We start from the raw sequence: 12,332 nt of genomic DNA on the forward strand, positions 1-12,332 counted from the left end.
TATTTTCTTGTCACTGCATCACGCTCCTTATAATTTTAGCAGCTTTTCCATCATCTCATCCTGTGGATTGCCGGTCACAACCTCGGTGCTGTTCGCGGAGACAATGGAGAAAATCTGCTGAAACAGCATATTCGCCTGTTTGAGATAGCCCTGTGCCATCGACACAAACGGACTGCCGATCATCGCGCCTGTGGTCGGGTGCTTGGAGACAAATCCGTATTCGTTTGTGACGTTTTCAAGTTGAATCCACCGCGCCATTGCCATGCTGTACTGCTCCAGCAGATGTGGACTGATGAGATGCGCACAGTTTCGCTCCCGCAGCCATGTGACCATCTGCTCGAAAATCTCCCTGCCGTACAATTCTCCCATGCGCTGATCTTCGGAAAGAAATGCTTTGATCTGCTCGATCTCCGGCGCATCAAATGCATCCTTCTCCGGCAGTGACAGTGCCGTTGCCGTTTTACCCTCCTGCAATTTTTCAGCGAGGGGCTTTTTCTTTCTACCAGCGCCCGTGCGTGCGCCGCCTCTGTTGGTTCCGTCTTTTGCCATAGATACTCCTTTCTGCCGTCATGTTATACGGCGATTACGTTTTGTACGATTCTGCTTTGTTTTCAGTGCATAGGCATCATCCTTTCAGATAGTCATGGCGTTTGAATTCGTTTGATTTCTTTGATTTTCTTTGAAAAAACATGGGCGGAAATCAAACAAAACAGTGTAAAAATTAACGAAATCCGGCAAATTTCCGCACCGCATAAACAGCGTACCAGCGTGATTATCCGCACATTTCCCTGACGAAAGAAATGATATATTGCCGCAGGGGTTAATAGGACGTTTGAAATCCGAAATTTGCACACGGCAGGGAGCGACGGTCTTGAAAAGCGCGTAGATACGATGATATTCGCCCCTACCCTCGGTGTGGTAATTAACGAAATGTTAACGAAATGCAGACGTTTGAATTTGTTTGATTTTTCTTTGATTTTCTTTGAATTTTGTTTGATTTTTTCAAACGGAAATCAAAGGTTTTCAAAGAAATCAAACGAGGTCGGAGTGGCTGCGGTGGGGGGCTGAACCTCTGAACCTCTGACCTTCACCGCCGCAGACGATGTGAACCGTTCACAAGTGCTGATCGGGTGAGGGGCAGAAGGTCATCATGTTGTTACGGTGCAGAAGATGATTGTCATAGCGCAGTGTAGACTGTGAACCGCGGTGCTGACCATCCCAATTTTAAACCAACGGGTCACTCGACAAGGACTGCGGTTCGTGGTAGAATAGGAGTGTGGATCAGGTCACAATACAGCCAGCTTCACGTCCTCTTTTCACCTTAACCTTCTGGGCGTTTTTGCCCCAAAATGTTAAGGCAAGGTTAAGGCAGGAGAAAGCCGAAATGCGGCATTGGGACTGTGAGCGCAGCCCTGTCATCATGATGCTCTGGTCAATAGACTGCATAAATCAGCTTCAAATGACACCATGTCAGCATTTCAGCATTAACAGGTTAAGACAGCCTTAACAACATTCACGCTACAGATAGAGTCTCTAAAAACCGCATAGAATGTGGATTTTCCGTTATCTCATCCTGCCTACAGCGACAGCTTCTGTTAAAGTGTTACAATAAAAGTCCTATTCTTTTCTGTTAACTACCCTCTATTCCAATCCCCTTCTATTATTAAATACATTTTTATATAAAGAGTATAATACAGATTAACACCTATAACCTCTGCGCTTGAGGCGGGATGAGATGAAGGTAATGCGCTGTGAGATGTTACCGTTGCTGCATTTACATTTAATCCGGGACAAGACCTACATCGTGATCTTCAATCGGTTTAAATTCACCGAGCCATTTGGGTGGAAGGAAATAGTACCGAACATTGTGCGGTGTCTTCATGCGGATGCGATCATCCTGTTCCATCAATTTCGTGAGTACCATTCCAATTTGAGCAGGTGTCACGTATCTGAGATTCAGCAGTGAGATCAGATCTCCTGTTTTCCTCCATCCCCAACGGTCAATCGGCGCATCCCACAAGAGACCATCCTTTAATTCCAGCTCACCCGTCAAAGGCTTATTGAACTGCTCATTATGCTTTTCCAAGCGTTTTCTCTCATCATCTGTCAGACGGAAGCCCTGCGGATTCGGGAGATACAAGGTCTGGTATACTTGTGTCCAAAGCTGCTGAAGCCACTCTTCGTCAAGTTCTTTCAGCCTTTCAACATCAATGCTTTCAGGCTGGATCACCCAGTAGCGGCGGCTTCCGGTATCGTCATTCAGAAACTCCTTCGGGTTGACCGTAGCACAAAAACTGGTGCGGCGCGGTTTGTTGACAGCAACCTTCGCATAGGGCTGACGGTAAGTGTCCTTAGAAGCTGTCAGAAACGCTTTCAGTGCGCTCTGCTCCCGCTTCAGTGTGGAGTCCAACTCACCAAGCTCTGTGATCCATTTTCCGGTTCCCTGAATGACGCTGTCCTTGTTATCCAGATCAAGCGTCATACCCTCGGCAAACCAGTCGGATTTCATAGAGAGCGTTTTGAAAAAGAACGTCTTTCCCATGCCCTGCGGAGCTTGCAGAACAAGCACACCGTCTGCGCCGTAAGGATTCTCATCGCTGTTCAGTGCCATTGCAACACACTGATGCAGCCATTTTCGGAGGTAGAGAAAGCTGTCTTTATCAAGGGCTAAATTATTATCGTCGGAACCGCTGATGTTGAGAATCTCTGCCAAAACAGCGATACGGTCAACACCGTCCCATGCGGTTGCCGTGAGCATATCGTAGACGGGATTGAAGCGGTTTTCATCCTCGATCAGAACAAGCGCATCATCAATAATCTGGCGGGATACCCGAATGTTCCGCTTCGAGTAGTAGTCCGTCAGGAGCATCGGCAGCGTATTCGGTGCATTTGACTGAGAATACTGCTCCGGCATACCTGTGATATCCACATAACCGGTGATGACATTCAGGCGCACAGTGATCCCCATTGATTTCAATGCAGACTTAATATCGTCACTGGTAATGAGTTTCTTGCGCCGCTTACCACCAGTACGCACTGCTCCTGTGCTGATGTTATCAACTGTCCCATCATTAGAAGTACCGCCGTTGTCAGCTTTAGAAGTGGGCGATAAATCTTCAAAATCATACACCGTCGAGTCAGACAATTCAAACTCTTCCGGCGGAAGATACAGCGGATCGTGCTCCACAGTGCGATGATAGAACGACACCGCATTATGCCAGATGCTGTTAAGCTCGGAATCATCAAGCGGAACATCGCAGTGTTCCGATGCAAGGGTATACAGATGGAATGCCTTCTCTGAATCCCCGAAACGCTTCAGCACCTTGCCTGCATAGGACAGCATGGTCGCATTGCGTGAGCCGGAAGGGATGATGTCGGGCAGATAGGCGGCATTAAAGAGATAATCGTTGATCAGCGTATCACCTGCGAAGTATTCCACTTTGGGCGATTCCACGCCAAAGAAGAAACGCGCGCCGTCTATAGCGTTATCATCGAATGCGGGAAACTTCCGCTGCACCGCTGCTTTCAGCTTTTCGTATGCGGCGACATTTTTCATTTCATCAATCGGGAAGTACACATGAAACCGGGGACGTACAGGCAGGTCGTTCTTCACCTTCATATGGTTTCGGCTGTACACAACATAGAACGGCACGCCCGGAAACACTGCCCTGACATCCTCCGGCGTTTTCCAGTCGCTTTCCGGCACATCAGCTTCCAGTGGATTTGTGTTCGTGTTGTCGCAGTCCATCGGCAGGCAGTTGGACGAGAGAAAGGTTTTCTTGGAGCGATACGCCTTGATGCGCTTGCCCCTGTTGTTCTGACCGTCTGCAAAATGAGCGCACACATGATCATATGCTGCGGCTTTGGCAAGATCGGCTTCTGTGGTGACAGCAACCTTAAACGGATAGCTTGTGTTGGTTTTCTGTTCTCTGACCGAACTGATATAGACGGTCATAGGGGGAACGATGGGATTACTCATTGGACATCTTCTCCTTTGCTTTAGTGTGTTGACGTGTGATGGAATTCACATTCATAAGCATCACGCTCCTTTTGAAATGATGAAAATTTCCGGCTCGTTGGCTGTTCTATGTCCTGAGAAGAGCAGAAATATAGGTATGCGCGATAAAAAGCGCATCAAAAAAGCACCTATACGAAAGCGGCAAACTTTCATATAGATGCGTAGGGGATATAAACAGCAATAGTGCGATGGAACTCCCCGATTTTTACAACCTATCGAATGAGAAAAAGATTGAGGGTATATTATATAGTCCGGGAAAGGCCTCATAAGGGGTATCTCTGTAAAATAATTTGATTTGCGGTAAACTGGTTTTACTATGGCAGCAATCGACAGCTTGATAAGCACATATCTTTTTCCTTCGTAGCACCTTCTACTATATACCGTTTCGAGGGGGCACTTTAGAAGGTGAAAATTGAAATCTCAAACAACTCCTTTCATGTATTGTCATGGGAACACGGAAAATATAACTATATAACCATTTAAAAATATAGTTTCCTCATATACTGTCGTGAGAGTGGTCAAATTACACCCTCGCGGAAACAAAAATTTGTTTCTCATATATTGTCGCGGTGGAGGCAAAATAACAATATACCTTTGAAAAATTTATTATGATGATATCCATAAGCATCATGCCCCTCATATACTGTCGTGGGATATGCGATCTGTAAGGGTACGGCTGAAAATTCTTATGTGAATCATCACCCCTCTATTATATAGTGTGGGAGAGGGCAAATTGGTGTGTGTTGAGATTGAATATTTCATTGAGCAACATCTCCTTCATATACTGTCGTGGCGAACGGAAAAATGGCGGGTGTGAGAGATAAAAAATTTCATGTTCCCTCATATATTGTCGTGGAAATGGCTAAATTTTCGGTATCGTATACAAGATTTCGGAAAAATGATGTAAAGCAGCCGTTGGATGGCATATACGCCATGAAACTGTATCAAGCACCCCTTACTATATACCATTTCAGAGGGGCGTTTCGGGGGTGTGTTCATAGAAAATTTACATCTATTGAATCAAGTCCTCTCATGTACTGTCGTGGGAGAGGGCAAAATAGTAGTATGTTCATAGAATATTTACACTCTTTCTCTCTTATGCACAAATAAGCAAGCAGTAACCATTTCGTATTTCTACATTTTACCCGCTTACTATATCTCCGATTCTATTGTAATATGTGACTACCGCCAGAGGAGTCAGGCGGTAGAACGATATAAACATATTACACGGAGGTAAAATTGTTATGACTATCACATTCAACATCGACAAGAGCCAGCGGAAAGAACTGGCGCACAGGATCGGCGAGCTTATGGGCGCAGAGGTCAGATACTGTGGCGTTCCGAGTTGCGCTTATCAGATCGGCACCATGATGCTCGGAAAGAATGCAGTGCTGACGGGAGAGTGCGCAGAAGATACCCTCAGAACGCTCCTGAACGCATTGGAAAGCGAAGGATATCAGTTTACTGCTGACTTCCCTGAAAGTCCTCAGAACGCGCAGGAAAGCGAGTGTGAGGAAGATATTGCTGTTCAGACTGATGAACAGGTGGGGTACGCATCTGAGGACGATACAACTGAAGATGACAATGTGGTTACAGATGCGAGCATCGCACCAGCAGATGAGAATACGGGCGAAGATGCAGCGGATGACACCACGCACCTTACCATCTCGATGCCGCGCTCCTTCTTCACCGATCAGGCGCTTGACAACTTGCGGCGGATAGTCTCCAATAAGTCAACGCTTATCAAGCACGCACTCAATACAGACAGTCTTGACATTGTGGTCACAGATGATAAAATTGAGTTTCCGTGGTTCACGCTGATTGAAGATGGAGACAGTGCAGCATATATGCAGTTCATCCCGATGCTATGCGAGTTTGCAAAGGTGCGGAAGCGTGTGGTTGCGAAATCAGAAACTTCTGACTGCACAGCAGATGATAGTGTCAACGAAAAATACGCCTTCCGCTGCTTTCTGCTGCGGCTCGGCATGATCGGTGAGGAGTACAAGGCTACTCGGAGGATTCTGCTCCGCAATCTGACAGGCAGTTCAGCATTCCGCAACGGTAAAACGGAATCATCTGAAAACCTGAATCAGCCGGAAGAAGGTGCGCAGGATGAAAACACCGTTTCCGAATGAGCATGAAATAGCTGCTCTCCGCCAGAAGTACCCGCATGGCGCGATGCTTCGCTTGATCCACATGGTCGATGATCCGAATCCAATTAAGCCGGGGACAGTTGGCGAGGTAGATTTTATCGACGATGCCGGTAACATTCACATGATCTGGCGAGATGGAGGGAGTTTGTCGCTGATCCCCGGCGCAGATGAATTTGAGGTCTTGCTCACCTGTCCGAAATGCAGCAAGCAGTATGTGAATATGTCGCTCCAAAATGAACACTTCGGCCGCACAAGTTGAACTGTGCCGTCGGCAAGAATGAACACTTTCGTCGCATGAAGTGAACAGCAGCTCAAAATGATTGCGAAAATCATCAATTTCACGATAGAATAGTGTTACACGCAAAAGCGTGAATACTAATGAAGGAGGTCATAGAAATGACCAATTATCGTGAGATTCTGAGACTAAGCAGTCTCGGACTTAACAAAGCACAGATCGCAGGTGCCTGCGGATGTTCAAGAACTACAGTGATCAAGGTTCTGAACACTGCTGCTGCACAAGGATTGAGCTATCCTCTGCCTGATGGAATGTCAGACAAGCAGCTTGCAGATACCCTCTTTCCTGCAAATGCAGCAAAACCGGAGTACAAGATGCCCGACTATGAGTATGTGTCACATGAAATGCAGAAAAGCGGAGTTACGCTTAATCTGCTATGGCTTGAATACTGTGAGCAATGCCGTAATAACGGAGAACTGCCATATCAGCTGACGCAGTTCAAAAAGTATTATCGTGACTACACTGCCAAAAGCTGTGCAACTATGCACCTTGAGCATAAACCGGGTGAGATAATGTAGGTGGACTGGGCCGGCGATACAGCTCACATTATCGATACAGATACAGGTGAGCCTGTTCCGGTATATGTATTCGTCGCTACTCTCCCATACAGCGGATATTCCTACGTTGAAGGGTTCTTCTCTATGGATCAGGAATGCTGGACTACGGCTCATGTAAACGCCTTCAGGTATTTCGGCGGAGCTGCCAAAATAATACAGTGCGATAATCTGAAAACAGGCGTGGATAAGCACAGCAGGAACGAAGTAAAGCTCAATCGTGCATACAGTGAACTTTCTGAGCATTACAATACAGCGATACTTCCATGCAGAGTACGCTCTCCAAAGGATAAAGCAATGGTAGAAGGCACAGTAGGCGTAATATCGACATTTATTCTTGCAGCACTGCGAAACAGACGCTTTCTTTCACTTGCAGAATTGAATGAAGCCATTTCTGAAAAACTTTATGAATTCAATCATAAGCCTTTTCAAAAGCGTGAAGGCAGCCGTGCAATTGCATTTGAAGAAGAAAGAGCTTTTCTTATTCCGCTGCCTCCAAGACCATATGAGCTTGCAGTATGGAAGATAGCAACAGTTGCTCCGAATTATCATATTTTTATTGACAAGATGAACTATTCTGTTCCATATGAATATATTGAATATAGCGCTCCAGTTGAACACCCTTGGCCGGTGAAGTTGAACAGTAGCGACGCCGAAAATGAACAGTGTCGTCACAGCAGTTGTAAGGAAGTGGAAGATGATGATAGCAGCGAGTGATGTTAAATTGGATTCTGGGGCAGGATTACAAATCTGATACTTGATTTACTCCCCGATATATGCTATGATAATAGTATCACTACTGAACAGGAGCATCAGCTAATGAAAATAATAACGATTATAGAGGACGATATTGCCCTGAATAACGGTATTGCTCTCGCCCTGAAAAATGCGGATTATTTTTTCAGACAACTTTATAAACTCAGCGATTTCAAGTCTGACGAACCGACCGATCTTATCATTCTTGATATCAATTTGCCTGACGGAAACGGTTTTGACTTTCTAAGAAAGCTCCGTCAGACATCGGACACTCCTGTTATCATTCTTACGGCAAATGACCTTGAAACAGATGAAGTAACGGGATTAGAGCTTGGTGCAGACGATTACATCACTAAGCCGTTCAGCTTGATGGTGCTTCGAGCGAGGCTCGACAAAGTACTGTGCAAATCATATATCCCTGCAAACAACTGCTATTCCGATGATATCTATTCTTTCGATTTTGATAAAATGGAGTTTTTTGAAAACGGAACGCCAGTTGAACTTAGCAAGACCGAGCAAAAGTTGTTAAAGCTTCTGATACAGAACAGAGGTCAGACACTGACAAGAGATTACCTTGTAGACAGGATATGGACGGACGGTTCGGACTATGTAGACGAGAATGCTCTGTCCGTCACAGTGGGCAGACTTCGGAAAAAGCTAAATGCCGCCAATCATATTCAAACTATTTATGGCATCGGCTATGCGTGGAGGACGAAATAATGTTCTCGGATAAAAAACTACTGGAACGTCTCGACAAAATGTTGGAGGACGGCATTAATGGTTCATTTGAGGAATCGGACTATGATGAAACCCAGCTCTCCAAGCTGGAATCCAAGTGGCTGCGATACCTCACATCGTCAAAGCTTTCGTACCAAAAGACTGAGCAGGAGCGTAAACGGCTGAAAGAACTTGTATCAGATATTTCACATCAGACCAAGACACCTATCTCAAATATACTGCTTTATACACAGCTTTTGCAGGAGCAGAGCCTTGACGGACAGACCAGACAGCTTGTGAATGAGATACAACATCAATCGGAAAAACTGGAGTTTCTGATACAGTCGCTCGTTAAAACTTCACGGCTTGAAACAGGGACATTTCAGCTTTCACCAACAGAGAACAATATTGACCATGTGATTCAGTCGGCGATAGAACAAATCACTCCAAAAGCTGACAACAAGCAGATACAGATAACTTACACTCCCGAAAGCTGTACCGCCAAATTTGACAACAAGTGGACGCAGGAAGCGCTTTTCAATATTTTTGACAATGCAGTGAAGTATTCGCCGGAAAACACAAAGATAGCAGTAACTGTAAGCGCATTTGAAATGTTCGCCTGCATAGCCATTTCAGATAAAGGCATCGGTATTTCGGAGGAAGAGTTGCCTCGTATTTTCGGGCGGTTCTATCGTGGGCAAAATGTCAGGGAGCAGAACGGTGTGGGTATCGGTCTGTATCTATGCCGTCAGATCATTGAAGGGCAGGGCGGATATATCACTGCGGAATCGACAGAGGGTAACGGTTCAGTATTCAAAATCTTTCTGCCGAGATGAAATCTTTCAAAACTGTTAGATTCTCGACAGGCTCTTGAAAGAATTGCCTGCTACAATAAGTGCAGTGGAGAAATTCACTGCATTATATTTTTAGGAGAGATAACATGACGGTACTGAAAACAGAAGCCCTCACAAAGATATACGGCGAGGGACAAAGTAAGGTCACTGCGCTTGATAACGCGAATCTGAACGTAGAACAGGGTGAATTTGCGGCGATTGTCGGAACATCGGGCAGCGGTAAATCAACGCTCCTGCATATGCTTGGTGGACTTGACAGACCGACTTCCGGTAAGGTGTATGTGGAAAACAAAGATATTTTTTCTCTGAAAGATGAGGCACTGACGATCTTCCGCAGAAGAAAAATAGGCTTTGTGTTCCAGTCGTTCAACCTTGTGCCGACACTGAATGTGTATGAAAATATTGTGTTCCCGATACAGCTTGACGGAAATGATGTTGACGATAAATTTGTAAGCGAGGTCATCGGGATACTCGGTCTTGCTGATATGCAGAACCGTCTGCCGAATCAGCTTTCGGGTGGTCAGCAGCAAAGAGTAGCCATTGCAAGAGCATTAGCTGCCAAGCCTGCCATTGTTCTTGCAGATGAGCCTACGGGAAATCTCGATAGTAAGACTTCGCAGGACGTGTTGAGTCTGCTGAAAGTCACAGGGCAGAAGTTTAATCAGACTATGGTTATGATTACCCATAATGAAGCCATTGCACAAATGGCAGACCGCATTGTTCGTATCGAGGACGGTCATATCATCAAGGGCGGTGAGCCGAATGACTAAGGTGAGCAATAAAAAGGTCATTAACCGACTTGCATTTCGTGAACTGAAAGCCAACCGCAGAATGAACATTGTGGTGATTCTTTCTATTGTGCTTACCTGTATCCTGTTCACCGCTCTGACATCTATCGGCGGAAGTCTGATAAACGGCACACAGCAGGAGACCATGCGGCAGGTGGGCGGCGACAGAATGGCAGGGCTGAAATATGTCCTGCCCGAGGATCATGAAAAAGTATGCGCCGACAGCGCGACCCGAGACGTGGTTTACCGCATCATCGTCGGAAATGCCGTGAATGACTGTTTCAGGAGCTTTTCCGTGGAGATACACTGCGCAGGCGATGAAGACGCGGCAAAGGCTGGATTCAGCGAACCGACGACGGGCAGACTTCCCGAAAGCTATGATGAGATAGCGGTCAGCACACTCGTACTCGACGCGCTGGGACTGCCGCAGGAGCTTGGAACGACCGTACCCATTACGCTGAACGTGGACGGCGATATATCTGAGCACAAATTCAGGCTGTGCGGATTCTGGAAGGGCGAAAAGGTCGCTATGGCACAGATCTGCTGGGTATCGAAAGCCTTTGCGGATAAATATGCCCCTACACCGACGGAGCAGTTCAACGCGCAGGAGCATCCGCGCTACGCAGGCTACTGGCAGGTGGATTTCAACTATGCAAACAGCTGGAACATTGAGGGGAAAACTTATGCCCTGTTAAGCAGACTGTACGGCAGCAGCGAAAATGCGCCCGATGTCGGCATCAACTGGGCATACACCACGAGCAGCGTTGACGGCGGTATGATCGCGGGCTGTATCATGATGGTGCTTGTGATCTTTGCGGCAGGGTATCTTATCATATATAATGTATTCTATATAAATATCTCGGCAAATATCCGCAGCTACGGACTGCTCAAAACGATCGGAACGACCTCAAAGCAGATACGGAGAATGGTGAGAATGCAGGCGGCGGTGTACTGTGCGATAGGTATACCTTTCGGGCTCATTCTCGGTGTGCTGTCCGGCAAGATATTGTTTAAGACTATCATGGTATCAATGATAGTCTATTCGGCGGAGAGCTATACGATCAATGCAAAGCTCCTTTTGATGATATGCCTTATCTCGGCGGCATTCACGTTTCTGACAGTCATGATAAGCTGCCGCAAGCCCTGCAGGATCGCGGGAAGCGTTTCGCCGATAGAAGCGCTCCGCTACAACGAAACGGAAATACATACAAAGAAGAACAAGAAAACAAGAGCCATCTCGCCGCTTTCGGTCGCAAGAAACAATATGTCGCGCAGCAGAAAGAAGACCGTCGTGGTCGTGCTGTCGCTGACGCTGAGCATGGTGCTGGTAAATACGCTGTTCACGGTGCTGAAAGGGATTGATATGGATAAATACGTAAGCAGCCTTGTAGTCGGAGATTTTGTTGTTATGCCCGATAAGAATTCGTCTCAAAGAGGGCACGTAAGTACAAATATAACTCCAGAACAGCTCGGGTATCTGAATTCCATCGACGGAGTAAAGGAGGTAAGCCCGGTCTACTTCCAGTGGGGAAAGCTTACATTTTCCGGCGAGCCGCTTGAACGCCTGAACGCCCTCTGCGATAAATACGCCGATACGGACGAGTACGGAGAATTAGCGAACGTGAAGGAGAAAGGCTCCATTTCTACGGATATATACGGCATCGCCGACGATGTGCTGAACGTGATGTCGCCGACCGAGGGCAAACTCGACCTTGCAAAGTGGCAGAGCGGGAAATATGCCATAGTCAATACCTATTATCTCGACGCGGAGGACGAAAAGGGCGAACCGCTTTATTCTGTCGGCGATACACTGACCCTAACATCGTGGGACGGCATGGACGATGGTACAACAAAGGACTTCGAGGTCATGGCATTATGCGAAATGCCTTATGCACTCAGCAAGCAAAGCTACTACTTATTCGGCGGACAGGTCATGATACCCGACAGCGCGTATTTCACGATGACCGATAACCGCAATGCCATGTCGGTCATGATGAACGCCGAGGACGACCGCTTTGACGACGTTGACACGCAGATACGCTATATGACGGACAGAGGCGATTCGCAGGTCATGGTGAAAAGCAAGCAGACCTATCTGAACGAGTTCGGCGATCTTATAAAGATGATAAAGCTGGTGGGCGGCACGCTTTCGGGTATCCTTGCGCTTATCGGGATACTGAACTTCGTCAATACGGTA

The 12,332-nt window shown here is 46.6% G+C and carries 10 protein-coding genes; 8 read left to right on the top strand and 2 right to left on the bottom strand.

Going from position 1 to position 12,332, the window contains the following annotated elements:
* Positions 1 to 27: 27 nt before the first annotated feature.
* The gene (locus tag K6G33_RS02145) at positions 28 to 549 is read right to left on the bottom strand and encodes a P27 family phage terminase small subunit (protein WP_296775728.1); all 522 of its coding nucleotides are present in this window, start codon (positions 547 to 549) and stop codon (positions 28 to 30) included.
* 1,231 nt (positions 550 to 1,780) lie between these two features.
* A complete protein-coding gene (locus tag K6G33_RS02150; RefSeq protein WP_296775730.1) occupies positions 1,781 to 3,979 on the bottom strand; it encodes a VapE domain-containing protein in 2,199 nt (732 codons plus the stop codon).
* A gap of 1,283 nt (positions 3,980 to 5,262) precedes the next feature.
* Here K6G33_RS02150 and K6G33_RS02155 point away from each other — a divergent pair.
* From K6G33_RS02155 to K6G33_RS02190, 8 genes are all read left to right on the top strand, one after another.
* Positions 5,263 to 6,153: a virulence protein gene (locus tag K6G33_RS02155; protein ID WP_296775733.1), complete on the top strand. Its 891-nt coding sequence runs from the start codon at positions 5,263 to 5,265 to the stop codon at positions 6,151 to 6,153.
* Positions 6,131 to 6,430 (top strand): DUF4314 domain-containing protein, encoded by a 300-nt coding sequence (locus tag K6G33_RS02160; protein WP_296775736.1) that lies wholly within the window; start codon positions 6,131 to 6,133, stop codon positions 6,428 to 6,430. The genes K6G33_RS02155 and K6G33_RS02160 overlap by 23 nt, the downstream gene beginning before the upstream one ends.
* A 137-nt stretch (positions 6,431 to 6,567) precedes the next feature.
* Positions 6,568 to 6,984, top strand: a complete 417-nt coding sequence (locus tag K6G33_RS02165; protein WP_296775738.1) for a hypothetical protein — start codon at positions 6,568 to 6,570, stop codon at positions 6,982 to 6,984.
* Positions 6,985 to 7,737 carry an IS21 family transposase gene (gene istA, locus K6G33_RS02170; RefSeq protein ID WP_296775739.1) on the top strand — a complete coding sequence of 251 codons (753 nt, stop codon included), beginning with the start codon at positions 6,985 to 6,987 and terminating at the stop codon, positions 7,735 to 7,737.
* Between the two features lie 102 nt (positions 7,738 to 7,839).
* Positions 7,840 to 8,496, top strand: a complete 657-nt coding sequence (locus K6G33_RS02175; RefSeq protein WP_296775742.1) for a response regulator transcription factor — start codon at positions 7,840 to 7,842, stop codon at positions 8,494 to 8,496.
* The gene (locus K6G33_RS02180) at positions 8,496 to 9,329 is read left to right on the top strand and encodes a sensor histidine kinase KdpD (protein WP_296775745.1); all 834 of its coding nucleotides are present in this window, start codon (positions 8,496 to 8,498) and stop codon (positions 9,327 to 9,329) included. The genes K6G33_RS02175 and K6G33_RS02180 overlap by 1 nt, the downstream gene beginning before the upstream one ends.
* 104 nt (positions 9,330 to 9,433) lie before the next feature.
* Positions 9,434 to 10,117, top strand: coding sequence for an ABC transporter ATP-binding protein (locus K6G33_RS02185; RefSeq protein ID WP_296775747.1), 684 nt, complete (start codon positions 9,434 to 9,436; stop codon positions 10,115 to 10,117).
* Positions 10,035 to 12,332: ABC transporter permease (locus tag K6G33_RS02190; RefSeq protein ID WP_296775750.1), on the top strand; the 2,298-nt coding region annotated here is incomplete at its 3' end. The genes K6G33_RS02185 and K6G33_RS02190, both read left to right, overlap by 83 nt.

The organism is Ruminococcus sp. (assembly GCF_024691275.1).
Classification (GTDB): Bacteria; Bacillota; Clostridia; order Oscillospirales; family Ruminococcaceae; genus Ruminococcus.

Coding starts and splice junctions, on each gene's coding strand:
- K6G33_RS02160 (WP_296775736.1), top strand. CDS start 6,131: ATGAAAACACCGTTTCCGAATGAGCATGAAATAGCTGCTCTCCGCCAG.
- K6G33_RS02180 (WP_296775745.1), top strand. CDS start 8,496: ATGTTCTCGGATAAAAAACTACTGGAACGTCTCGACAAAATGTTGGAG.
- K6G33_RS02185 (WP_296775747.1), top strand. CDS start 9,434: ATGACGGTACTGAAAACAGAAGCCCTCACAAAGATATACGGCGAGGGA.
- K6G33_RS02145 (WP_296775728.1), bottom strand. CDS start 549: ATGGCAAAAGACGGAACCAACAGAGGCGGCGCACGCACGGGCGCTGGT.
- K6G33_RS02165 (WP_296775738.1), top strand. CDS start 6,568: ATGACCAATTATCGTGAGATTCTGAGACTAAGCAGTCTCGGACTTAAC.
- K6G33_RS02150 (WP_296775730.1), bottom strand. CDS start 3,979: ATGAGTAATCCCATCGTTCCCCCTATGACCGTCTATATCAGTTCGGTC.
- K6G33_RS02175 (WP_296775742.1), top strand. CDS start 7,840: ATGAAAATAATAACGATTATAGAGGACGATATTGCCCTGAATAACGGT.
- K6G33_RS02155 (WP_296775733.1), top strand. CDS start 5,263: ATGACTATCACATTCAACATCGACAAGAGCCAGCGGAAAGAACTGGCG.